The organism is Longitalea luteola, from assembly GCF_017356035.1.
Lineage (GTDB): Bacteria > Bacteroidota > Bacteroidia > Chitinophagales > Chitinophagaceae > Niastella > Niastella luteola.
Genome location: NZ_JAFIQX010000003.1, coordinates 497,224 through 523,384 on the forward strand (window position 1 = coordinate 497,224; position 26,161 = coordinate 523,384).

General features: G+C 46.9%; 18 protein-coding genes. 13 read left to right on the forward strand and 5 right to left on the reverse strand.

The features are described 5' to 3' along the window. The first annotated feature begins 5 nt into the window (after positions 1–5). The 10 genes from JUB15_RS10595 (at position 6) to JUB15_RS10640 (ending at position 16,460) form a co-directional block, all read left to right on the forward strand. On the forward strand, positions 6–1,463 hold the full coding sequence (locus JUB15_RS10595; RefSeq protein ID WP_207512436.1) for a RagB/SusD family nutrient uptake outer membrane protein: 1,458 nt from the start codon (positions 6–8) through the stop codon (positions 1,461–1,463). Between the two features lie 28 nt (positions 1,464–1,491). After that, positions 1,492–2,169, forward strand: a complete 678-nt coding sequence (locus JUB15_RS10600; RefSeq protein ID WP_207512437.1) for a fasciclin domain-containing protein — start codon at positions 1,492–1,494, stop codon at positions 2,167–2,169. Between the two features lie 280 nt (positions 2,170–2,449). Then, positions 2,450–4,927, forward strand: coding sequence for a glycoside hydrolase family 2 TIM barrel-domain containing protein (locus JUB15_RS10605; protein ID WP_207512438.1), 2,478 nt, complete (start codon positions 2,450–2,452; stop codon positions 4,925–4,927). A 60-nt stretch (positions 4,928–4,987) separates the two neighbouring features. After that, on the forward strand, positions 4,988–7,555 hold the full coding sequence (locus JUB15_RS10610) for a glycoside hydrolase family 95 protein (protein WP_207512439.1): 2,568 nt from the start codon (positions 4,988–4,990) through the stop codon (positions 7,553–7,555). A 51-nt stretch (positions 7,556–7,606) separates the two neighbouring features. Next, on the forward strand, positions 7,607–9,754 hold the full coding sequence (locus JUB15_RS10615; RefSeq protein ID WP_207512440.1) for a glycoside hydrolase family 31 protein: 2,148 nt from the start codon (positions 7,607–7,609) through the stop codon (positions 9,752–9,754). 37 nt (positions 9,755–9,791) lie between these two features. Then, positions 9,792–10,988: an alginate lyase family protein gene (locus tag JUB15_RS10620; protein WP_207512441.1), complete on the forward strand. Its 1,197-nt coding sequence runs from the start codon at positions 9,792–9,794 to the stop codon at positions 10,986–10,988. An 84-nt stretch (positions 10,989–11,072) separates the two neighbouring features. Continuing rightward, on the forward strand, positions 11,073–12,938 hold the full coding sequence (locus tag JUB15_RS10625) for an alpha-L-fucosidase (RefSeq protein ID WP_207512442.1): 1,866 nt from the start codon (positions 11,073–11,075) through the stop codon (positions 12,936–12,938). A gap of 24 nt (positions 12,939–12,962) precedes the next feature. Further along, the gene (locus JUB15_RS10630; RefSeq protein ID WP_207512443.1) at positions 12,963–14,138 is read left to right on the forward strand and encodes a glycoside hydrolase family 88 protein; all 1,176 of its coding nucleotides are present in this window, start codon (positions 12,963–12,965) and stop codon (positions 14,136–14,138) included. Positions 14,139–14,331: 193 nt separating this feature from the next. Continuing rightward, the gene (locus JUB15_RS10635) at positions 14,332–15,756 is read left to right on the forward strand and encodes an alpha-L-fucosidase (RefSeq protein WP_207512444.1); all 1,425 of its coding nucleotides are present in this window, start codon (positions 14,332–14,334) and stop codon (positions 15,754–15,756) included. 92 nt (positions 15,757–15,848) lie between these two features. Next, complete coding sequence (locus JUB15_RS10640; RefSeq protein ID WP_207512445.1) at positions 15,849–16,460, forward strand: NanQ anomerase/TabA/YiaL family protein; 612 nt, start codon at positions 15,849–15,851, stop codon at positions 16,458–16,460. Positions 16,461–16,636: 176 nt separating this feature from the next. On the opposite strand, the gene JUB15_RS10645 is transcribed toward JUB15_RS10640, so the two are convergent. The 5 genes from JUB15_RS10645 to JUB15_RS10665 form a co-directional block, all read right to left on the reverse strand. Beyond that, positions 16,637–18,166, reverse strand: a complete 1,530-nt coding sequence (locus JUB15_RS10645) for a hypothetical protein (RefSeq protein ID WP_207512446.1) — start codon at positions 18,164–18,166, stop codon at positions 16,637–16,639. Positions 18,167–18,180: 14 nt separating this feature from the next. Continuing rightward, on the reverse strand, positions 18,181–19,053 hold the full coding sequence (locus tag JUB15_RS10650; RefSeq protein ID WP_207512447.1) for an AraC family transcriptional regulator: 873 nt from the start codon (positions 19,051–19,053) through the stop codon (positions 18,181–18,183). Positions 19,054–19,390: 337 nt separating this feature from the next. Continuing rightward, positions 19,391–20,347 carry an alpha/beta hydrolase gene (locus tag JUB15_RS10655; protein ID WP_207512448.1) on the reverse strand — a complete coding sequence of 319 codons (957 nt, stop codon included), beginning with the start codon at positions 20,345–20,347 and terminating at the stop codon, positions 19,391–19,393. 34 nt (positions 20,348–20,381) lie between these two features. Further along, a complete protein-coding gene (locus JUB15_RS10660; protein ID WP_242696299.1) occupies positions 20,382–21,188 on the reverse strand; it encodes a rhomboid family protein in 807 nt (268 codons plus the stop codon). 102 nt (positions 21,189–21,290) lie between these two features. Then, a complete protein-coding gene (locus JUB15_RS10665) occupies positions 21,291–22,307 on the reverse strand; it encodes a LacI family DNA-binding transcriptional regulator (RefSeq protein WP_207512450.1) in 1,017 nt (338 codons plus the stop codon). A gap of 149 nt (positions 22,308–22,456) precedes the next feature. Here JUB15_RS10665 and uxuA point away from each other — a divergent pair, with 149 nt between their 5' ends. The 3 genes from uxuA (at position 22,457) to JUB15_RS10680 (ending at position 26,160) form a co-directional block, all read left to right on the forward strand. Continuing rightward, on the forward strand, positions 22,457–23,623 hold the full coding sequence (gene uxuA / locus JUB15_RS10670; RefSeq protein ID WP_207512451.1) for a mannonate dehydratase: 1,167 nt from the start codon (positions 22,457–22,459) through the stop codon (positions 23,621–23,623). A 707-nt stretch (positions 23,624–24,330) separates the two neighbouring features. Continuing rightward, complete coding sequence (nusG, locus tag JUB15_RS10675; protein ID WP_207512452.1) at positions 24,331–24,828, forward strand: transcription termination/antitermination protein NusG; 498 nt, start codon at positions 24,331–24,333, stop codon at positions 24,826–24,828. A gap of 33 nt (positions 24,829–24,861) precedes the next feature. Beyond that, positions 24,862–26,160, forward strand: coding sequence for a nucleotide sugar dehydrogenase (locus JUB15_RS10680; RefSeq protein WP_207512453.1), 1,299 nt, complete (start codon positions 24,862–24,864; stop codon positions 26,158–26,160). Position 26,161: the final 1 nt, after the last annotated feature.

The window sequence follows — 26,161 nt, forward strand, 5'->3', positions numbered from 1 at the left end:
ATCAGATGAAAAAAATCCTTTATTATATACTGATCCCGGGCGTGCTTGCAAGTACAGGCTGTAAAAAATTCCTGGATCAGGAACCCATTTCCGATCTGTCGCCCGAAAGTTTCTGGAAATCACCCGATGATGCCCGAACCGGGGTGGCAGCGATATACGATGGGATCCAAAGAACACTGAACGGCAATTATACCGATTGGGGCGATGCCCGGTCAGACAACTTTACGTATGGTGGTACGGGTGAGAACCAGATCAATGTGACCCTGAATGGATTGAATTCACTGACCGGAGCGGCCAACTGGAACAATTTATATTTGACGATCGGCCGTGCCAACCTGGCCATTAAATACCTTCCGGATATTGCTTTGAGCGGCAACTTCACCGAGCTGCAGCGGAATAATTACCTGGCGCAGGCATATGCCATCCGGGCCTATATGTATTTTTTTGCCATCAGGCTGTGGGGTGGTGTACCGGTTAGCCTGGAACCTTATGAAGACCTGAACGAAGAACCTTTGGCGCCAAGAACACCCGCTGATGAGGTGCTCAACAATGTTATAATACCTGATCTTACAAAAGCTTACAGCCTGGTTGATAAGACCAGCACCAATATTTGGGAAATGAACGCCGGCGCTATCCTGGCCCTGCTTACGGACGTGTATATGTGGAAGAAGGATTACACCAAAGCGCTGGAATCCTCGCAGAATTTCATCAGCCTGTCTTATAGATACGACGTTTCTGCCAGCAACTCTACTGACTGGAAAAAGATCTTTCTCGATCCGGCCAGTACAAAAGAAGCCATCTGGAGCATGCACTGGGATTATACCCGCGATGGTGGCAATGGTATCTCAAAAATAGGATCGGGGGGTAACACGTCGCAATACTATATCGACAGTACGGTGTTCCTGCGTTATGAAATGGAAAAGAACGATATCCGCCGCGCAGCTACCTACGACACCGCAATGGTGACTGCCGGTACCAGGCTTATCCAGATCGGTAAATTCTATCCGCTGAACAGTTCCAACAAATTTGTATATCCGGCCAATGCGCAGAATGAAGCAAAATTGACTTTGTACCGCACGGCCGATGTGCTGTTATTGCGTGCGGAAGCATTGAATAAAACAAGCGCGAATAAAGCACCTGTTTTCACCATCGTTAACCGCATTCGTACGCTGAGAGGATTAACCCCATTGGCAGCCGCCGATTATCCGACAGAGCGTGATGTTGAAACGGCCATCCTCAATGAACGCCAGTTAGAGCTTTTCGGGGAAGGCAAACGCTGGTTCGACCTGGTAAGAACAGGCCGCGTAATAGAAGTAATGGACCCACTGGTACGTTATCGCCAGCGATTACTTAATATCAGTGAGACCGGCTTCGATGATCCGCGAAAAATACTGTGGCCTATTTCGCGGCAGGCTTTGACAAGGAATACATTGATCCGGCAAAACGATCCCTATTCTGAATAACCAATTTGTAATACTAAAGCTGACAACAATGAAGCAACAAATCATATATAGCGCCCTGTTCTTTGCTTTGCTGGTCGTTTGCATGACCAGCTGCCGCAAGATCGCAGGCCTTGGTCTGCAAACGGATACCGATCATGAGACGAGTACGCTCGATCCGCATATCCATAAAACGGCCTGGCAATTCTTAAAGGAACGAAGCGTATTGAAACAACCCGATACGGTTTTCAAGCGCATGTACGATGCCATTATTTATTCAGGCATTGATACAGCTGAATATACGAAAGCCGGCAGAACATTTATTTTTCTGCATAACGATGCTGTTTTCAGGGCTGCGCAGGCCACGGCAACGGACACCTATTGGGGACGTTACAAAGTGAACAATGCAGTAGCTAAAAGCTGGACGCAGTACACACCGCAGCAGGTGAAGAACTGGTTATTGTATTTGATCGTTCAGGATGAATACAGTTATGATAACCTGGGTTCGGAAAATGTGGAGTTGAAGACGCTCCTGCCCGAAGGCGCTGATGCTGCCAATCCGAGAAGTGTAATGTATCTGAAGTTGTCGAACGACCGCGATTCAAGAGTGCGCGTGAATGATTTTATCAACAGCGTTCGGGTCACCGTTGGCCGCACGTCCGGTATTTTAAGCGACAACGGCCCCATTCATGTAGTGGACAGGGTAGTGGAGTACGGTGTGAAGCCATAAATACAAACAATAAATTGATTGACTTTCTCCTCTCCGCCCACTGATGGAGCAGGCTGGGAGTTGGCTTGGCCCAGGACTACCTAATAGTTCCGGGCCAAATTTTTAAGATTAACGAAACGAATGCAACCCGGAAACGATTCCGTACAATCTGAAAACAGGTGCGATGTTCTTACTTATCTTTCCCGGAGTTTTCTTCTCTGCCAGATGCCCTTTTCCTTTCCCAAATGGAAGGCCGGATTGGGCGGGAGAGGTTAGTAAGTGTTTTAAACTGTAGTATATAATGCAAAAATTAAAATGGTTGTTTTTATTGCTGATCGTAAACATATCAGCACGTGGCCAGCAATCGATCCGCTTAACAGACAACTGGGAGTTTTTAAAACAGGATGCCGGGGGCATATGGGAAATTGTGCGGCCGGTAGGAAAAGGCAATCCGGAAAGCGTACCCTTGTGGCAGCCGGTGCAATTACCGCATTGTGTAAACGCTGAAGACGCCGTTGATCCGGATGTGAATTATTACCAGGGCCCTGCCTGGTATAGAACACAGCTTGTTATAGATAATCCATACAGCAATGGCCGTACCCTGCTTTTTTTTGAAGGCGCAGGTCAGAAAACAGATGTGTATGTGTACGGCACAAAAGTGGCAACGCATATTGGCGGGTATGATGAATTTACAGTAGATATAACGGAAGCCGTTGCCGCATTCCGTAAAACTTCCGTATTTCAAGATCAGTTCAGGGGTAAAATACCTATTGCCATAAGAACTGACAATACCAGGGACCTGGAAATGATCCCGTCGAACCTGTCGGATTTTAACGTATATGGCGGTATCTATCGTTACCTGAATTTGGTATATACCCCTGCCGTGGCGATTGACAAATTGTTTGCGAAAGCGGAAACTGATAAAGCTGGTAAAACCGGTAATGTACATCTGTCAGCGCGTTTCTTTATCTCCCCCCAATGGGCGGGGGCTGGGAGCGGGGCTGAAGGGCCCGCCTCTGTTTCAATAAAACTCATCGATCCCGCTGGCAAACTGGTGCAACAGAAAGAGGTTTCACCGGGCAGTTTATCAGGTGAAGTGAACCTGGCCGATCTTTCGGTAAAGGCGCCTCAGGTATGGTCGCCTCAAAAACCTGTTTTATATACGATAGAAGCAACGGTTACAGCAGGCGACAGCAAATATGTTCAAACAGAAAAGATCGGTTTCCGGCATTTTGAATTTGTGGATCATGGACCATTCCTGCTGAACGGCCAGCGACTGTTATTGCGGGGAACGCACCGTCACGAAGATCATGCGGGCGTTGCCGCTGCCATGACGGAAGATATGATGCGGCGGGAAATGATCATGATGAAAGAGATGGGCGTTAACTTCATCAGGCTGGGCCATTACCAGCAGTCGCGCATCATCCTGAACCTATGCGATAGCTTAGGCATCCTGGTTTGGGAAGAGATTCCCTGGTGCCGCGGCGGTTTGGGCGGCCCGGTGTACCAGGAACAGGCTCGCCGCATGCTCACCAATATGATAGAGCAGCACTACAACCATCCTTCCGTGATCATTTGGGGCCTGGGCAATGAAAATGACTGGCCTGGCGATTTCCCTGAATTTGACAAGCAGAAGATCCGCACCTTCATGAAAGAGCTCAATGATCTGTCGCATACATTAGACCCTTCGCGCAAAACGGCTATCCGCCGCTGTGATTTTTGTAAAGATATTGTAGATGTATACTCCCCATCCATCTGGGCCGGCTGGTACCGTGGGGTATATACAGAATATAAACAGGTATCGGAAGATGAATTTAAAAAGGTAAACCATTTTCTGCATGTGGAGTGGGGTGGTGACAGTCACGCCGGCCGGCATTCCGAGAATCCGGATAAAGCGCTGCAAGTAGTAAAAACAGGCAATGGCGCCGATGAAAGGGCAGGAGATGCCAGCCTGTATGGCGGCGCTGCCCGCGTTTCAAAAGACGGCGACTGGAGCGAATCCTATATCTGCAACCTGGTCGACTGGCATTTGAAAGAACAGGAAACCATGCCCTGGTTAACCGGAACCGCCCAATGGCCCTTCAAGGATTTCTCCACGCCGGTACGGCCCGATAACCCCATTCCCTACATGAATCAGAAAGGCGTGGTTGAAAGGGACCTTACCAAAAAAGAAGCATTTTATATTTTTCAGTCATACTGGACCACTCAACCCATGGTGCACATTTACGGACATTCCTGGCCGGTACGATGGGGTAATGATGGCGAAGAGAAAATGATAAAAGTGTATTCCAATTGTGCCGAAGCAGAATTGTTTGTGAATGGGAAAAGCTACGGTGTTAAAAAGCGCAACAGCCAGGATTTTCCGGCGGCAGGATTGCGTTGGGGCATACCGTTGCATAAAGGCGCCTACCAGGTTAAAGTGGTTGCCCGTAATGGAAAAGTAATTGTGACCGATTCGATGAGTTTCAATTATCAAACTGCGAAATGGGGCAAACCTGCAGGCTTGTTGTTGGAGAAAATAAGCGACGAAAACGGCATTGCTACCATGCAGGTAAAACTACTCGACAATGAAGGGGTATTATGTCTCGATGCTTCCAACTGGATCCGGTTCAGCATAGCCGGAGATGGCAAGCTGATCGATAACCAGGGAACATCCTCCGGCTCGAATTATGTACAGGCATACAATGGCCGGGCCATCATCAGGGTGAAAACCAACGGCGGCAGATCGGTGGTAGGTGTAAAGAGCGAAGGTTTGAAAACTGTTTTCAGGGAACTGTAAGGTGCTTTTGGTGTGGCACACTTTCAAAGTGTGCCACACGTGATCGAGAAATAACCAACAATGAAATTTAATCTAACGATATTTTGTTTTCTTCAGCTGGTGACTGGTGCATTACCTGCGCAGCAGGCAAATGACCCTGATCTGAAGTTATGGTACAATAAACCAGCAGTAGCCTGGGAAGAAGCCTTGCCCCTTGGTAATGGAAAAACAGGTGCTATGGTTTTCGGCGGAGTAGTTACCGAACGCCTGCAGTTAAATGATAACACATTGTGGTCGGGCTACCCGGAACCGGGTAATAACCCCAATGGACCAACGGTGTTGCCACAGGTGCGGCAGGCCGTGTTTGCAGGCGATTACGAAAAAGCTGCGGCATTATGGAAGAAGATGCAGGGGCCGTATTCTGCAAGATATTTACCGATGGCAGATCTGTGGTGGCGCTTGCAGGTGGAAGATTCGGTACCGGCCATGTATTACCGCGACCTGGATATGAACAACGCGGTAGCTACTGTTCGTTATAAGTTAGGGAATGTAACCTACCAACGCGAGACCTTTATCAGTAATCCGGCTGACGTGCTGGTGATGCGGATCACTGCCGACAAACCCGGCGCCATCAACGGCAGCCTGGGATTGACCAGTAAATTAAAATATAAAGTAAATGCCACGGCCGCCAATTACCTGGTGCTGCAAGGCAAAGCGCCGAAGTTTGTGGCCAACAGGGATTATGAACCGCAGCAGGTGGTGTATGATTCTGCAGGAGAAAAAGGCGAAGGTATGAACTTCCAGGTACATGTAAAGGTCATTACAACAGGCGGCAGGGTGCAGCAACAAAGCGATAGGCTGCAGGTAAGCAATGCTGACGAAGTGATCATTTATTTGTCGGGAGCCACCAGCTTTAATGGTTTTGATAAGTCACCTGGACTCGCAGGAAAAGATCCTTCCATTGAAGCGAAAACAAATATGCATAAAGCAGGAGGATTGTCGTACGCCCGGTTAAAGGCAATGCATATCAGCGATTACCAATCGCTTTTTAAACGGGTTGAACTAAAACTGGCTACAGATCCAGATGTGGTTAAGTTGCCGGTTGATGTGCGGTTGAAGCAATATGCATCAAAACCTACAGACCAGCAGTTACAGGTTTTATACTATCAGTTTGGCCGCTACCTCCTGATCGCCAGTTCGCGGCCTGGTTCCCGTCCGGCGAACTTACAGGGCATCTGGAACGATCATGTAAAGCCACCATGGGGCAGTAACTATACTACGAATATCAATACAGAAATGAATTACTGGCTGGCAGAAAATACGAATTTGTCTGAATGTCATCAGCCATTATTCAATTTTATGAAGGAGCTGGCTGTTAATGGTGCGCAAACGGCCAAAGTGAATTACAATATAAACGAAGGCTGGGTAGTGCATCATAATTCAGACCTGTGGGCGAAAACATCGCCGCCCGGCGGGTATGAATGGGATCCGCGCGGTATGCCGCGCTGGAGCTGCTGGCCAATGGCGGGCGCCTGGTTCTGTACCCATTTGTGGGAACATTATTTGTTCACCGGCGATAAGACCTTTTTGAGGAATAACTGGCCGTTGATGAAAGGGGCGGCGCAGTTCATGTTGCGCTGGTTGTTGGCCGATAGTTCCAATACCTGGCTGATCACCAATCCATCTACTTCGCCGGAAAATACCATGAAGATAAATGGAAAGGAATACCAGGTTGGCATGGCAACTACTATGGACATGAGCATCATTCGCGAACTGTTCACGGCGGCCATTAAAACAAGCAGCTTTTTACAAACCGATAAAGCCTTCCGCAGGCAGTTGATACAGGCAAAAGAAAAATTATATCCCTATCATATCGGGCGGTACGGCCAGTTGCAGGAATGGTTTAAGGACTGGGACGATCCGAACGATAAACATCGCCATTTATCGCATTTATTTGGATTGTACCCCGGTAGCCAGATCAACCCGGCTACTACGCCTGAGCTGGCGGCAGCGGCCAAACAATCCCTCATACATCGTGGCGATGTGAGTACAGGTTGGTCGATGGCCTGGAAGATAAACTGGTGGGCCCGTTTGCAGGACGGCAATCATGCTTATAAAATATTGAGCGATGCATTCACTTATATAGATCCGTTGGTAACCAGGGATGCCATGAGTGGTGGCGGAACCTATCCCAATTTGTTCGATGCGCATCCGCCCTTTCAGATCGATGGAAACTTTGGCGCTACAGCGGGTATGACGGAGCTCCTGTTGCAAAGCCATAATGGCTATCTGGCGTTGTTGCCGGCATTGCCCGATGTCTGGAGAAATGGTTCCATCAGCGGCATTAAAGCCCGTGGTAATTTTACCGTTAACATCGAATGGAAAGAAGGCAGACTATCGAAAGCCACGATCGTTTCCCATGTGGGCGGCCCCTGCCGCATCAGTGCCCTGCATCCGGTTAAAGTAATAGAAGCAGCATTCAAAAAAGCAAGCGGCAGCAATGCCAATCACCTCAATACATCCTATGGAAAACCACCCTATGAAAATAAATCAGGCGCTGCATTGGCTGAACTTTCGATCCCGAAGCGATATGTCATTGACTTCGCTACGGAAAAGGGCAAAGTTTATACCATTGTGCCGGTTGAGTAGTTTACAAGAGTTCACAGTTTAAAGTTCACAGTCACGAAGAACAAAGTACATATGCATAATCCACGACGATATTTGCTGGTCATAGTATTATCAATAAAGATTTCCATCGCATTTACACAGGAGACGCAATGGATAGAAACCGCACCGGGTATATGGAAAGCAACGGCAGGTGTGCCTGAAAGCTATGACCTGCTAAAAGCATCCGGGGCGTTACCGGCCAGGGAAGCGATTGCCGCCATTGCACCAGCTACATTTCCATTGTCGCAAAGCGATATCACGTTTGAAGTGGTGGATGGCAAAACATACCTGCGATTCCCTTTGCAAAAAGAAGAACAGGTATATGGGTTTGGACTGAATTTTCAGACCGTTCACCAGCGCGGGAAGATCTTGCAGCTGCATGTAGATCATTATGGCGGAAAAGACAATGGTAGAACCCATGCGCCTACGCCTTTTTATGTTTCTTCAAAAGGATATGGCATATTCATCAATACAGCCCGATATATAAATGTGTATGCAGGTACGGCCGTACGAAAAGACAGTAAAAATGCACCCGTGGCCAAAGACCGCAATACCGATAAAAGCTGGAATGCGCGGCCGTATTCCGATGCCGTTGAGATCCTGGTGCCTGCAGGTGGGGTAGAAGTGTATGTATTTGGCGGCCCCACCCCGTTGGATGCTGTTCGCCGTTTCAATCTTTTTAATGGCGGTGGTTATTTGCCGCCACGGTGGGGATTGGGCTTCACGCAGCGGGTAAAGACCTTGTATACGGCTGCAGATGTAAAGAAGGAAATAGCGGCGTTTCGGGAAAAAGGATATCCGCTCGACTTTATCGGACTGGAACCTGGCTGGCAAAGCAAAAGTTATCCATGCACTTTCTCGTGGGATAGTATCCGCTTCCCCGATCCGGCTGGTTTTGTGCAGGAGTTGTTAAAAGATAAGATCCGCGTTAATCTATGGACCAATCCGTATGTGTCGCCGGATGCGCCCAACTACAAAGCAATCCTTCCTTATACAGGTTCGCATACTGTTTGGAATGGTGTGGTACCCGATCTCACCCTGCCGCAGGCCCGCAACCTGTTTTTTGATCAGTTACAAAAGAACCAGGTGGCTATCGGTGTAAGCGGATATAAGATCGATGAAGTAGATGGATATGATCATTACCTGTGGCCCGATGTAGCTACTTTTCCATCTGGTATAACGGCCGAGCAAATGCGCCAGACATATGGCCTGCTGGTTCAGCGGTACAGCGCCGATCTGTTTCGTCAGCAGAATAAAAGAACCTTTGGCCTTGTGCGGGCCTCCAATGCCGGTGGTACTTCTTTTCCCTATGTCATTTACAACGATTATTATAATCACAAAGATTTTATAACAGCCCTGATCAACAGCGGTTTTGCAGGTGTTTTATGGACCCCGGAAGCAAGGGCATCCAAATCTGCGGAAGAATGGTTGCGCCGGTTTCAAACGGTGGTGTTTTCGCCCATGGCCATGATCAATGCGTGGGCCAGCGGTACCAAACCCTGGTCGTATGAAGAAGTGGCAGAACCGGTAAAGCAACTGGCGTTATTGCGGATGCAAATGATGCCGTACTGGTACACTGCTTTTGCCCGCTATCACTTTCAGGGTATTCCACCCTTCAGGGCAATGAACCTCGAAGAAGGATTTGCACCGGAATCAAAAAACGAAATCGGTAGCACCAACCTGGAAGAAAATCCATATGCCGAAGCCGTGTCGAAGGAGATAAAAGACCAGTACATGGCCGGCGATCATCTGTTGGTGGCGCCGCTGTTTGCCGGCCAAAAATCCCGCAAGGTGGTATTTCCTAAAGGCCGCTGGTATGATTTCTATACCGGCGCATTCGCTGGTGATGGCGAAGTAATAACCGTTACGCCAGGACTTGATAAAATACCTGTTTATGTAAAAGACGGGGGCATTATTCCCATGATGCAACCAGTGTTACATGCACCGGCAGCCGGTGAAAAGGTTGATCTTACTGTTCGTCATTATGGCGAAAAGCCCTCGAGCTATCTGCTGTACGATGATGACGGCGAAACGTTCGATTATGAAAAAGGCGCCTTTAGCTGGCGGGAAATAAAAGTAGAGAAGGATAAGAGGGGCAAATGGAAAGGAACTATTTCGTCACCTGTGAAAGGAAAACCTAATACGGTGGGAAAGGTGACATTTGAGTTTATGACGAAATAAAGCACCTGACAGTTCTTACAACGTTCAAAAAAAGATTATGAAACTAAAAAAGATATTGATCTGCTTATGCCTGTTAGCTGTTACGGCAAACGGATTACAATCATTTGTTGTAATTAATAAGGAAGATGCCCGTGCTGATTACAAAGCAGCAATCATAAAAACGCTGCGCAGGCAGATCCTGCAGGAAGCAGCCTGGGCTTTGCAGCAACAGCCGGTTACGGTTACGGCCCAATCGTCGCCACGCAGTGCCGGTGGTAAACACGATTTCTTTTCTGAAGGTGATTACTGGTGGCCCAACCCACAACAGCCCGACAGTCCGTACATCCAACGGGACGGCATGACCAATCCCGACAATTTCGTAGCTCACCGCCAGGTTATGATCCGGTTAAGCCAGATCGTTGGCGCCCTGGCTTCGGCATACGAGATCACCGGCGATGAAAAGTATGTAAAACAGGCTTTGCAGCATTGTAAGGCCTGGTTTGTAGATACGGCCACCATGATGAAGCCTAACCTGCAGTATGCACAGGCCATTAAAGGCAGGTTCACCGGCCGGGGGATCGGCATCATTGATACCATTCAACTCATGGAAGTAGTGCAGGGGCTGCTGGTGATGGAAAATGCCAAAAGTATGGACCACCAGGTACTCCAAGCGATCCGCAACTGGTTCGAGCAATACCTGCAATGGCTCACCACGCATAAATATGGCAAAGATGAAATGAACGCTGCCAATAATCATGGTACCTGCTGGGTGATGCAAACAGCGGCTTTTGCGCGGTTTACCGGTAATAAAGAGTTGATGCGCTTTTGTCGCGAGCGGTACAAGAATGTTTTACTGCCTAACCAGATGGCGGCTGATGGCAGTTTTCCACAGGAACTGCGCCGTACAAAACCCTATGGCTATTCGATCTTTAACCTCGATGCCATGACGACCATCTGCCAGATCCTTTCTACAACGGAAGATGATTTGTATGCCTATACCACATCCGATGGACGGAATATCCGCAAAGGCATCGAGTATCTCTATCCCTTTATTGCCGATAAAAGTAAGTGGCCAAAACCACCGGATGTGATGTATTGGGACAACTGGCCGGTGGCGCAGCCCTTCCTGGTCTTTGGCGCCAGTCAATACGGCAATAAAGAATGGTTCACTACCTGGAAAAAATTAGATCATCAACCCAAAGTGGAAGAAGTAATCAGGAATTTGCCTGTGAGACATCCGCTGATATGGCTCTAGCAGGTTCATAAGTTAACAAGTTTATTGGAGAGCGCTCAGGGCGTGGGAATTAAACTGAATAACTAAATAACTGAGGAATAAATAATGAATCATATACTAACTACACTTGCCTGTATATTATTGGCATTGCGAACCTTCCCCCAGATGACCGGGGATGAAGATAAAGAGATGTTCAGCCGTGGCAGGGAGCGTGATAAGCAGGCCATCGATGAAGCGGTGAACGGCTGGTGGACGGCCTCTATGAAAAACCATGATGAACGGATCCAATGGTGGCAGCAGGCCCGTTTCGGGATGTTCATCCACTGGGGCATTTATTCATTACCCGGCGGCGAGTGGAAAGGAAAAAGGGTGGATGGCTATGCAGAGCACCTGATGCGGAAGGAAAAGATCACGCGGGCCGATTACCTCGCGCTGGCAAACCGGTTCAACCCCGTATTGTTTGATGCCGATGCCTGGGCAAAACAGGCCAAAGAAGCAGGTATGCGGTATATGATCATTACAGCCAAACACCATGATGGATTTGCCATGTATGATTCAAAGGTCTCCGATTTTAATATAGTGCAGCAAACGCCCTATAAACGTGATCCCATGTCGGCTTTAGCTGCCGCCTGTCATAAATATGGCATTAAGTTCGGCTTTTATTATTCGCATGCGTTTGACTGGGAACATCCCGATGCACCGGGCAATGATTGGGAGTATAATAATCCGGGCGGCGATAAGCAGTTACACGGTGGTGTGAACTGGTTCAATATTCATCCGGAGTTGCTGTTCAAAGCGCAAAAGTATGTAAATGAAAAAGCGATCCCACAGATACAGGAGTTGTTGACGAAATACCATCCCGATATTTTGTGGTTCGATACGCCATCCAAATTACCATTGTCTGAAAATATCCGCATCCTGAAAGCGATCCGGGAAATAGATCAAAAAGTAGTTGTGAACGGACGCCTGGCCAGGACGGCTGATATCAGTTTCGGAGATTATAAAAATACCGCCGATCGTCCATTGGAATTTTACCCCGTTACAGGCAACTGGGAAGCTATTCCTACCACCAATGAATCGTATGGTTATCATCAATACGATAACAGTCATAAACCGGTGAGCGCCTTTGTGCATTTACTGGCAAAAGCAGCTTCACGTGGTGGAAATCTACTGATGAATATTGGTCCGAAAGGCGATGGAACATTCGATAGCAAAGACCAGTTGATCTTAAAAGGCATTGGCGCCTGGATTAAAAAGAATGGCGAAAGCATTTATGAAGCAGCAGCCAGTCCGCTCCCTTTACAGGACTGGGGCGTGTCTACAGTGAAAGGCAATACGATGTATCTGCATGTATTTAACTGGCCTGCGGATAATAAATTATATGTGGGAGGATTGAAGAGTAATGTTGCCAAAGTATACTTATTGGATGGAAAAAAGCCTTTAATGTGCACCCGGGTAAATGACAATGACGTGGTGATCGATCTGCCGGCGAAAATGCCCGATACGCTGACCACGGTGATCGCGCTTACCATAAAAGGGCCTTTGCAATCAGATTCCGTGCGGGTATTGGCGGCCAATATGGCGGAGCATCGTTTACTGGCATTCGATGCGCAGTTACATGGTGGCGGTTTCAGTTATGGCGATGGCAAAGCGGGTAAGTATTATGTGCAGAACTGGAAATCGAATGACCAGTGGCTCGGCTGGACATTCCGTACTACACAGGCCGGTAGCTTTGTTGTAAATATGAAATATCTTACCGGCGAAGGGAACGGCGGCAGCTTTCTCTTACAAACCGGGAATTATTCAAAACAAATAAGGATCACCGGTAGTGGATCAGCCGCAAATGTGCTGCAGCAGCACATTGACACCATTAGCTTACCTGCTGGTATGCATGAGCTGCAGATCAAACCGGTGCTGATCGATAAAGGGGAGCTCATGAAGCTGCTTGAATTGCAGTTGCAGACTAAATAATTTGGAAAATATAAATACAAAAGGATGCTTAAAAAACTTTCCGGAACATTCGCTTTCCTTATTGCAGGCACAATGGTGCAGGCGCAGGCTATTAATAGTAAGCAGGTGTTTGCCGATGCAGAAAGACAAACCCGGGTCATGCTGACAAACGTTGCCGATGCAAGAGCAAATAAGACCGAACTTGTGGCCCCCCGTACGCTGGAGAATGGACATCTGAAACTGGTGGCCTCACGGGACTGGACCAGCGGCTTTTTCGCCGGTGAATTATGGATGTTATATGCATTTACCAAAAAACCAGAATGGAAAACAAAGGCAGAAGAATTTACGGCGCTGATAGAAAAAGAAAAATTCAACGGCGGCACCCACGATATGGGATTTAAGATCTACTGCAGTTATGGCACCGGTTACCAGCTTACCAAAGATGCGGCGTATAAGGATGTGATCATTCAATCGGCCAAAACATTATCTACCCGGTTTAACCCGGTAGTAGGTTGTATTCGATCCTGGGATCATCACAAAGAGCAATGGGGTTTTCCCGTGATCATCGATAATATGATGAATTTGGAGTTATTGTTTGCTGCTACCCGGTTGACAGGTGATTCTGCTTTCTACAAAATAGCGGTTAGTCACGCGAATACGACCATGAATAATCATTTCAGGCCCGACCATAGCTCGTATCACGTGGTAGATTATGATACAGCAACCGGAAAAGTGGTGAAGAAGAACACCCACCAGGGATATGCGCATGAATCAGCCTGGGCGCGTGGACAATCGTGGGGCCTCTATGGTTATACGATGTGCTATCGGGAAACAAAGGATCCGGCCTATCTGAAGCAGGCGGAAAACATTGCAGCATTCATGCTGCACCATCCTAATTTACCCGCCGACAAAATTCCCTATTACGATTTCAATGCACCCGGCATTCCGAATGAACCACGTGATGCATCGGCGGCAGCGGTGCTGGCATCGGGCCTGTTAGAGCTTTCAAAGTACAGCAAGCATAAAAAGGAATACCTGTCGGTAGCCAACACCATCCTGCAGAACCTTACTAAAAGTTACCGTTCGCCTATAGGAGAGAATAAAGGTTTCCTGCTGTTACACAGCACCGGTTCCAAACCGCATAACAGCGAAGTGGATGTGCCACTGAATTATGCCGATTATTATTACCTGGAGGCTTTGTTGCGATGGAAGAAGAAGTAGAAGGTTAACAGTTGACAAAATTGGAAGTGCATTATAGATAAGGACGGCGAAGTAAGAAATTGGAAGTAGAAGTACGAAGCTTCAGGAGCTGTTTAATGCTAAAATAAGTGAATAAATTGCGGTTTACTATAAAAGCACCAACTGTATAATTCAGTTAGTTGCACCGATAAAGTAACAATCAAAGAACGTAGATATGAAAAAACTAGTTTCTGCCATTGTGCTGTTTTGTGGTTTGTGGCAGGCCGTTGCCGCACAAACTTCCGCCCGCGATGTAAGCCGCGATAAGCGGATGGAATGGTGGCGCGAAGCCCGTTTTGGGATGTTCATTCACTGGGGCGTATATTCAGTGCCTGCCGGATATTATAATGGGCAGTCCATTAAACGTATTGGGGAATGGATCATGAACCGGGGAAAAATTCCTGTAGAAGAGTACAAGGCGTTTGCCGCCCAGTTCAACCCCGTTAAATATGACCCGGATGCCTGGGTGAAAATGGCCAAAGAGGCAGGGATGAAATATATCGTGATCACGGCCAAACACCATGATGGATTTGCCTTGTTTAAATCGGAAGCCAGCAAGTGGAATATGGTAGATGCTACGCCCTATGTTAAAGACCTGCTGAAGCCATTGGCCGAGGCCTGCCGCAAATATGGTATGAAGCTGGGCTTTTATTACTCACACGCGCAGGACTGGACAAACCCTGGTGGCGCTGCAGCGAGAAAAGTAGCCAGTGAAGGCTGGGCCAATCCCGATTCTGCTGCCATCGATGCGTACACTGCTGCCAATAGTGGTCACTGGGATCCCGCACAAACGACCAAAACCATGGCGCAGTATATTGATGAAGTAGCTGTACCGCAGGTAAAGGAATTACTCACCAATTACGGCGATGTGGCTATATTATGGTGGGATACACCAACCAACATGACTGATGAATTTGCAGAGAAGTTGAATGCGTTACTGGCCTTACAACCTAATATTATTACCAACGACCGCCTGAAGCGGCCTAATTTCCCCGGTGATTATAAAACGCCCGAGCAAAGAATTCCGAAAGAAACCGACCTCGATGGCAGGGATTGGGAAACCTGCATGACCATGAACAATACCTGGGGTTTCAAAAAAGACGATCATGAATGGAAGAGTGCCGAGGTCATGATCAGGAATCTGATAGATATTGCTTCCAAAGGTGGTAATTATCTGTTGAATGTTGGTCCCAAAGCAGATGGCACCATTCCTGATGAAAGTATAGCCCGGCTGCAACAGGTAGGCGCCTGGATGAAAGTAAATGGTGAATCCATCTACGGTACCAAAGCCAGTCCGTTGGCGCCTTTGTCGTGGGGACGTTGCACTAAAAAAGAACAAAATGGCAATACCATCTTATATCTGAGTGTGTTTAACTGGCCGGCAGATAAAAAACTGGTGGTGCCCGGTGTAACACAACCTGTTACTTCAGCTACTTTATTGGCCAATGGCAAGAAGCTGGCAACAGCCTCTTCAAAAAATGGCCTTACAATAACATTGCCCGAGCAGGCGCCCGATAAAATGGCTTCTGTAATAAAATTACAGGTAAAGGGAAAAATAACCGATAAGCGGTTTACCGGTGCCGGCACCAGCGGGCTTTAATGATTTACCGGTTACATGTATTTGGTTAAATGTGCCATCCGTCAACAGGCGGATGGCACATTTGCTTATATTTACGCCTATTAATCTTGCGTATGAAAAAAGCCCTGGTTTCGGTTGTATTTTTGACCTTAATTGCTGTGATCTCCGTTGATGCTCAGTCAACAGACACCGTGATCAGCAGATCAAAAGCGGCCAAATGGTTCAAAAAGAAAGAATGGTTGAGTGGTGTGCCGCTCACGCCGCATAAATCGATAGATAAAGAAGAATTTGCCCGGCAGTACCGCATCAACAAAACGTACTGGGATAAAGCCTTTGCCTTTTTGAAAGAACAGAACCTGCAAACAATAGCGAAAGGGAAATACCCGATCGATGGCGAGAATGTATTTGCGTCGGTGACGGAAGATCCCAGTAAGGATCTGGATAAAACGGGCTGGGAATCGCACCAGAAATATATCGATGTGCAATGTATTATTGTTGGTGAAGAAAGAATGGGCAAGTGGCCGGTAGCCGAAGTGACGGCTATCACCAGGCCATATGATGATAAGAAGGATGTAGCCAATTATACAGCACCGGGAAAGTTTTATACGTTACCCGCCGGCACTTTTATCATCTTTTTCCCGGGTGAAGCGCATAGGCCAAACATTTCACCGGGAGGTAACAAAGTGGTAAAGAAGATAGTTATCAAGGTGAAGGCGGCCAGCTAAGAAAGAACTTAATAACTAAAAAGGGCGAGCCACTCCCAGAATGACTCACCCTTTTCTATTTTGCCTTGGCGCTTATGATCGATTTACGATTGACGATTCACGATTGTCGGCTTATGATTGACGATTATCGATTTACGATTGTCGATTGTTTATTGTCTATTGCGTTTGTTTATAGCCTATTGTTTTTTGGCTTTTCTCGCTTTCAACTGCGCCAGAAAGAGCGATCCCGGATGTAAACCCGGTTTGTTCTGACCTTCCCACTCACCGTCGGGTCTGCCTTGTAAGCGGCCGGCATGTTTTCCGCCTTTCAATCCGATGCAATAATTTTTTCCATTGACCCACGGACTTTGAACCGCCGCCCGTTTGGCTGTACAGTTCCAAATTACTTGCGTAACGCCGGCCCAGCCATGGCCACTGCCCCAGTTACCACGGTCCTGCACATTGATCTCGCCATCGGTAACAATATTATCATACAAAGTGCCTGAAGCCCAGCGATGATGCGGGCCAATATCGGCATGGGTATTTTTAGCCGTGCAATTGTAAAAGACGTTCGGACCGCACACGCGCGCTCCGGTGACATAATCATGGCGGCCTTCGGTGCTGTAACAATTCATGATCAGGTTCTGCTGACCGTCGTTATTGAATGAGTAGCGCCGGCCACCCGTGATCTTTGATTTGGCATCGAGGCAACGGCTGTTGATAACAGTAATATTTTTGGCCAGTGCTTCCAGGTGTACGCAGGCATAACCAAAGTAGCGGGAGGTTACGTTGCGCACCCAGCCATTTTCAATTTTGTTGATTCGAATGGCTGTCCAGCCATGATCTTCTGCAGTATCACTGGCGAAGCTCGATTCGCAGCGTATGTGTTCTACACCAACGTTCGAGATCCGCCATTCAAAATCGTATTTGAATATGGAGCCGCCGCCGTACTTTTTCTCCAGCGCCATCATTACCGGGTTTTCGATAAAAATGGTATTGCCTTTTATTTTAGTGATCACGCGTTCATAATACAATTCATATTCACCCGGCTGCCATTGTTTAGTGCCTTTCCGCACGGTAATGACATCCATTTTCAGGTCTTTGATCCAGGCATCGGTACCGGGACGCAAGAGCACTATCTTATCGCCTGGTTTGAATTTGGCGGCTGATTCAACGTCGAAAGATGTGGCACCCGTGGGCACATACTCATTGGTGATAATAGCCCGTGTTCCCGGAATTTCTTCTAACCAGCCATCGCCCATAACTTCAATTAAGGAACGTTGCGTGTTTCCGGTAGCGATCAGGCGGGTGCCCTGTTCGCCGTCGCCTTCACCGCGCAATACAATACCGCTGGTGGTAATATATATGGTGCCTGGTATTTTGTAAGTTCCTTTCTTTAACAGGATGGCGCCCCGGAAACCATTTTTATCAGGTGTCATTTTCGCCACTTCATCAATGGCTTTTTGAATAGCGGCCTGGCTATTGGTATCAGCAGGAAAAACGGTCTTTACAACCGGCACATGGGGAATCGGTTTGTCCCCCTGGTAATAACCTACCCGGCTGAAATCGGGAATGGTATTCCCTTTTTCATCAGGATGGTATAGTATTGTTCCCTGTGGATTTACGGTAAGAAATTTCGATTTCCACGTTGTGGTAGGTGGTTGAAATCCTACAGTCAATGCAATAAGGGATCCCGCAAGCACATACTGGCGTATAGGTTTGGTCATAGGAATCAAGGGTACTACTGTTTTTGAATAAATTCTTTCTGATAGTTTAACGGACTTTTGCCAGTAATTAGTTTGAAGTACTTATGAAAACTGGTGAAATTGTTGAATCCGCTTTCAAAACAGAGCTGTTTGATGCTCATTTTATTTTCTATCAGTAGTTTACAGGCATAGCCTACCCTTACTTCTATGAGGAATTGTGAGAACGTCTTACTTGTTTTTGATTTGAAATACCGGCAAAACGAGTTTGGACTGATATTAGCAACCGATGCGATCTCATCCAGCTGGATCGGGCGTTTGAAATTCTTTAATGAAAAGTCGTAAATAGCGTTAATGCGGTCATTTTCATTCTCTGGCAGCTCATGTTTGAAACCTATGGATGATAACGGCTGCAATTCGTCGCATTCTGCAATGGCGGTCAATGCCTGGGTGAGCAACAAAATGCGGTGAGGTCCTTCGGTATGTAACAGTACATCGAGGAATTCTGCTACCACATGGCGGGTTTTACCCGTTATTTGTAACCCACGCTTCGCTTTTTCGAGTATATTTTTTATTTTAATGTTCTCGGGGAGCTGCAGGAATTGTTCTCCCCAGAAATTCTCATTGAAGTGACATACCCGTATGTCTACGGTCGACGCTTCATTTTCATCGAAAAATGCATCGTGAAAACGCCAGTAGTGGGGGAGGCCTGAGCCTACCAGCACCACATCTCCGTGTTTGAAATGCCTGATACTGTCTCCCACAAACTGGGTTCCTTCTCCTTTTTTGAAATGGATCAACTCAACCTCCTGGTGATAGTGCCAGCGGTTATTGATGTAGGGAACCTGGTCCTGCCGAACGCTGAAGGAATGGCGGATCTCTTTTGATACTTTTAAAAGCTGCGGCCTCATGGATTAAGCTACTTTAACTTCAAATGGCAATTAGTTGCAATCAGTGGTAATTTAGCTTAACTTTTAGCGCTGCCGTAAAAAAATTACGCTAACGTTTCCGTAAACCAGTTACAGTTCACAGTTTACAGTTCACAGTTACAGTTGGCAATTTGCAGTTAACAGTTGGCAGTTCTCGCTGCCGTCTGCCGTTTAGGGCGCGGTTTGCCGTTTCACGTCTGCCGTTTCACGTCTGCCGTTTCACGTCTGCCGTTTCACGTCTGCCGTTTCACGTCTGCCGTTTCACGTCTGCCGTTCACGTTCAACTTTGCCGTCTGCCGTTGTAGGTTTGCCGTTAAAATCAATGTTTATTCACGAATGTAGCAATGGTAGTTACCAGCTCATCGCTGATGGGGAGCGTTGGTGTTATATAGGTGGCGAGGTTTTCCCTTCTGTCGCCCTCCACGATCCTGAAGATGTGATTCATGTTCTTGATCAGCGCCAGCTGCGCTTTGGTATTTGATCTTGCTAACAGGTTGGCGTCTTCAATCGTCACCTGCAGATCGTTGGTGCCTTGCAGAATGAGCACCGGTACAGTGAGTTTTTTGATCTCGGTTTGCGGGTCGTAATGAAACCAGGAGATCATATAAGGTTGTACACTGGGTCTGAATAAAGCAAAAAGAATTTTGGGCACACTGTCAACCGTTTTTCCGTTTGCCAGACTGTCGATGATCGGGAATGATGGATCTTTGACTGCGGGCGGCTGTTTGGCTAATTGTTCTTTCAGTATTTTATCGGCTGATCTGCCGGCGCCTGCAATAGAAATAAAACCATCTGCCGTGTTCAGCGCTGCGATCATGCCTATCAGCGATCCTTCGCTGTGGCCTGCCACAAATACTTTGGTGAAGCGTTTATCTTTTTTTAACAGGTTTATCCAGCCACGGGCATCATTGATATAATCCTCGAACCGGAGGTCTGCTTCGCTTTTAGCTGCGCTTTTGCTTTCGCCAATGCCTCTTTTATCGAATCGTAAAGAGGCAATGCCAACCACCGCCAGCCCATGGGCCAGCTTTTGCAGGCTTTCATTCTTCATCATGGGATTATCGCCATTGCGGTCAGTGGGACCAGAGCCTGCAATGATCAATGCCACAGGCATGCCTGTTGTTTTTTCGCCGGGAATGGTCAGTGTACCATTAATATCTCCATTGGCCGTATGCAGTACTACAGTTGTTTCTGTATAAGTGGTATCAGGATTCGCTGCCATTAAAGAGAAATTCAATAGCAGGAAAACGCTTGCCGAAAGCCAGACTTTCATCATAATCGAAATTGTAGCGGTGTACCGTAAAGATCGGTTATTTCTTACTGAAGTCCTTCAGCATTTGCTTTTCTTTCTGGCTCAGGCTATTTATTCCCCGCTTGCTTATTTTGTCAAGAATTTTGTCAATTTCCTGCTGCTGTGAGGTTTTGGTCTCATTGTATTTGTGATCGATGGAATAGTGATCTGTGTGGGTTTTGTAAAATAAATTATCGATCAGCAGCAGGTGAGGCCTGGTAATAATAAGATAAATGAACACCAGGGTAGGCACGGCAATAATTAAAATAGTAGGCCAGTTATTAACGAGGGCCTGCGGCCGGAGGGCAATAGCTACCAGCATACCGATGATGGCGCCGCCCAGGTGCGCTTCGTGCCCGATGTTATCTCTTTTTGAACGAACGCCCCAGATAGTAAGGCCAATGTACAGGAGGCCAAATAACCAACCCGGCAAGAACATGATACTGATATTGGGTTCAAGTGCGATGGTGGCGAAGATGGCACCGTTCACTGCGCCGGATGCACCTACAGAAGTATAATCGCCCTGGTTCTTGTACACGAGCATTGAAAGCAGATTACCGCCTATGAGGCTGGCAAAATAGATCAGTAAAAATCCCCAGGGCTGAAGCAATAAGATCAATGACCCTGCAAAAAAGTAAAGGCCCAGCATGTTGAAAATAAGGTGCATCCAGCCCACATGCAAAAAGCCCGATGTGACCAGCCGTTTGTAGTCTTTGTAAAGACGAACCTTGTCAACCCCAAATTCATATCTCTCAAAGAAGAAATGATCTTTGAATCCCTTATAGGAAACGAAACCTGTTATTAATATGAGTATGATTGTAAGCATTGACATTGAATAAGTTCCTTATAATAAACATACTAACGATAATAGAAAGTGGCAAATATTTGTTAAATACGCACTGTTCACTGTACAAATGGCCTCAACCGGTTAACTGTTGATCGCCGTTGAAGCCCGCTCGATCAATTGCGAGGGCAGGATCATTTTTTTCTCATAAGGCATCAACATTTTTTTCTCTATGATCTTGAATAAGATGTTGGCTGCTTCGCGCCCGATGTCATAAGCCGGTTGAATGATCGTTGAAAGCGCCGGGTCGAACAGGGCGGCTGCCTGCAGGTTCGAAAAACTCACCACTTTTACCTCGCGCGGAATAGGTAATTTCAATTCTTTACATACCTCGTAGGTGTTAACGGCAAATTTTTCAATAGCGGCAAATACACCGTCGGGCCGCGACTCACGTCGGAATACCTCGTGCAGCAGATCACGGTTAATGTAGTCCTTAGTGGTCAATTCAATGATCTGTGGCGGCGCCGCCACTTTATATTTTTCCAGCGCAGAAAGATAACCGGCCTTGCGGCGATTGGAAATAGACAAATTTCCCGCCATTCCAAGAAAAGCGATCTGCCTGCAGCCTCTTTTCAACAAATGCTCCGTTGCTTTGAACGCCATTTCCGCATCATTGGTCATAATATTGGGCACATCGAGCTCTTCGCAGGTACGATCGAACAGCACCAGCGGCATCCCCGACTGTCGCCATGCATCGATATGATCGGTGTTGGTAGTGGTATTGGAAACTGAGATCATAATACCGTCCACCCGGCCATTGCGCAGCAGTTGCAGAATATCACGCTCCTTGTTGTAATCTTCATGGGTGAGATAAATAAGAACGTGGTAACCTTTGCTGGGGGTTACTGATTCAATCCCATTTATGACCTGGGAGAAAAAATTGTTCTCAATTTCAGGAATGATAACAGCGATGGTCTTGCTTTTATTCTGACGTAGGCTACTGGCATGCGGATTGGGTTGAAATCCCAGCTTCAGGGCCAACTCGCGCACTCTTTCTTTCGTTTGCGGACTGATCTCATGACTGTCCCGCAAAGCGCGGCTAACCGTTGATACGGCCAGATTCAATTCTTTCGCCAGTTTCTTTAAATTCACTTGATCCATAAAGGAGCGTCCCCCGCAAAGATTAAGAATTACGGGCTATTTTTGCAACATTTTTCGAAATCGTTTGCAAAGAATTTGAAACACTAAATTGTGTATCCTATTCATACAAATTGTATCCTTGCTAAAAAAGAGTTATAAACAATTACTTTATGTATCATTTTGAACAAACAATGCGCTGGTTCGGCCCTTCCGACCCGGTAAGTCTGGCCGATATCAGGCAGGCGGGTTGTACAGGTGTTGTGTCTGCGCTACACCATGTGCCCAATGGAACCATCTGGACGAAAGAAGAAATTCTGAAACGCAAACAAATTATTGAAGAAGCAGGTTTAACCTGGTCGGTGGTGGAAAGCGTTCCGGTGCATGAAGATATCAAAACACAAAAAGGGTCATATAAACAATATATTGCCAATTACTGTGAAAGCATCCGGAACCTGGCGGCCTGTGGCATTTATGTGGTGACCTATAATTTTATGCCTGTGCTTGACTGGACGCGTACCGACCTGGCGTACACGGTTGAAGACGGCAGTAAAGCGCTGCGGTTTGAAAAAGCAGCGATGGTGGCATTTGATGTATATATGCTAAAAAGACCCGGCGCGGAAAAAGACTATTCGCCGGCCGAGCTGGCCAAAGCGCAGGAGCGCCTGGCGGGCATGACAGAAGAGGAGAAAAAGTTATTGCAGCGAAATATTATTGCCGGGCTGCCGGGCAGTGAAGAGAGCTTTACCCTGCAACAGTTTCAGGCTGCCCTGGATACTTATGCCGGTATTGATGCGAAAAAATTGCAACTACACCTCATTGAATTCCTGCAGGCCGTGGCGCCGGTGGCCGATGAAGCAGGCGTGAAGCTGGTGGTTCACCCCGATGATCCCCCATATGCCATTTTCGGGTTGCCCCGGGTAGTAAGTACTGCCCGGCAGGTACAAGAATTGTTCGATGCAGTGCCCAACGCCAGCAACGGCCTTTGCTTTTGCACCGGCTCTTTTGGCGTACGGGCCGATAACGACCTGCCAGCCATGGTGCTGCAGTTTGGCAACCGCATCAACTTCATACACCTCCGCAGCACCCAGCGCGATGCTGAAGGTAATTTTTATGAAGCGAATCACCTCGAAGGCGATGTAGATATGTACAGCGTGGTGAAAAATCTGGTAACCGTAATGCAACAAAGAAAAGTGAATTTGGCCATGCGCCCCGACCATGGACACCAGATGCTGGATGACCTGAATAAAAAGACCAATCCGGGTTACTCAGCGATCGGGCGTTTGCGTGGGCTGGCTGAATTGCGCGGGCTGGAGATGGGCATTAACAGATCAATGTGATAATGTGATAATATGATAATGTGATAATGGATACACCTCACCGCGGAAGTCTGAAGTCGGAGTCCGAAGTCTGAAGGCCCATTGACCATTGCCCACTGACCATTCACCACAACAACCTCTCTCAAAGTAGGCGGCTTTGGAAGAGGTTGTTTCATTTAGTATTAGTATAAAGTGATATGTAAAATGACTGTGTATAACATGGTGATATATGTTTGCATAGAACTACTATGTTGATTATACGAGCTGTTTACCAGGGGATTAAAGGAGCTTTAAGAGGTTTGGGTATTTTGGTTATTACCACATTATGGTATATAAAAATCAACGACCGATATTGCATAATACCAAAAAACTACCTACTTTTGGGCGACTTCATTAACACCTGATCATCCAACATCCTCTGACATTACCGATCGTTACCCGATTTTCCTTTCGAATCACCCCATTGGCCCCGATTTCCTTCGAAAGCCTCTGAACCAATCCTTTCGAATAGCCTCTGGTTTACTATTTACTTGTGTACCGTTTTTGCTTTATTGGACCTCAATAACCTGACTCGATCTGATATTCTCGTGATGAACGCAGAAGAGATAGTGCTTTAGGTATTGAATTTAACTGATTTGTAGTTTATAAAAATTTGATTCTCAGCAAATGTGTGACTGAGGGAAGCGGGAGCTTTGTGCTGGGATGTGTGATAAAATAGTAGCTAGGAAATGAATACAGATTTACGTTGGTACGCCTTATATACCCGGCCCCGCTGGGAAAAAAAAGTAGCAGAGTTGCTGGAGATAAAACAAATTGAGAACTATTGTCCCGTGCAGAAGAGCGAGCGGAACTGGAGCGACCGGAAAAAGATCATTCTGGAACCCCTGTTCAAATCCTATGTGATGGTAAGATTGGCGCCTAAAGCGCATATTCCGGTTTTACAAACCGACGGCGTGCTGGGATTTGTTACTTTTCAGGGTAAACCAGCCGTGATAAGGGATGAGGAAATAGCCGCTGTAAAGCAGTTTCTGAAAGATTATGACAATGTGCAGGTAGAAAGGATCGATGTTAATATAAATGACGAAGTGACGATAATCAATGGCCCTTTGATGCAACAAAAGGGCCAGGTAATGGAAGTGAAGAACAGATTGGTGAAGGTGATGTTGCCTTCGTTAGGTTTTGCCCTGGTGGCTATTGATAAAAACAACCTGGCAAAGGGATCGTAACAATAATACTTATAACAACAAACTGAATTCAGAATGGAAGCGACTAAGAAGTATCATTTGACGGTAATCGGGTTAGGTTATGTAGGATTACCCTTAGCAGTAGAATTTGCTAAAAAGTATCCGGTGGTAGGCTTCGATATCAATAAAGACCGGATTGCCGAATTGAGGTCGGGGAATGATCATACGCTGGAGATCAGCAGCGAACAGCTGACCTCCGTGTTAAAAAAGAAAGCGGATAGCCTTATGGGCTTATGGGTAAGCGATCAGCTGGAAGACATTAAGACCAGCAATGTATATATTGTTACGGTGCCAACCCCTGTTGATAAATACAACCGGCCCGATCTCACTCCCCTTGTGAAAGCCAGTGAAACAGTAGGTAAAGTTTTGAAAAAAGGCGATATCGTAGTGTATGAATCTACCGTATATCCAGGTGTTACCGAAGAAGAGTGCGTACCCATTCTGGAAAAAGTATCAGGGTTGAAATTCAATGTTGACTTTTTTGCCGGCTATTCGCCCGAGCGTATCAACCCAGGTGATAAAGAGCACACCGTTACAAAAATTAAAAAAGTAACCTCAGGTTCTACCCCCGAGGTAGGAGAAATAGTAAATGAAATTTACCGTAGCATCATTGTAGCAGGTACGCATCTGGCGCCTTCGATAAAAGTTGCTGAGGCCGCTAAGGTAATTGAGAATGCACAACGGGATATCAACATTGCCTTCATCAATGAGCTGGCCAAGATCTTCAACCTGCTGAATATCGATACCCAGGAAGTACTGGCAGCTGCTTCAACCAAATGGAATTTTTTACCATTCCGTCCGGGTCTGGTGGGCGGTCACTGTATCGGCGTTGACCCTTATTACCTGGCGCAAAAAGCTATGGAAGTAGGGTATCATCCCGAGATCATTCTCGCCGGACGCCGGTTGAACGACGGCATGGGCGCTTATGTAGCCGGTGAGGTTATAAAATTGATGGTGAAAAAAAGCATTCCGGTGTCGGGCAGCAAAGCGCTGGTATTGGGTATTACTTTCAAAGAGAACTGCCCCGACGTTCGCAACACTAAAGTGATTGACATTATCCGTCACTTGCAAAGCTACCATGTGCAGGTTGATATTTATGATCCCTGGGCCAACCCCGAAGAAGTAATGCATGAGTATGGCGTAAAAACTATTCAGCAATTACCTGATTGCCAATCACAATACAATGCAGTAGTGCTGGCCGTATCGCATAAAGAGTTCAGTTATGAAACTATCAAAAAATTATGTAGCGATCATTGCGTACTGTTCGATGTGAAAGCGCACCTGGATAAAGAATTAGTTGATGCACGTTTATAAT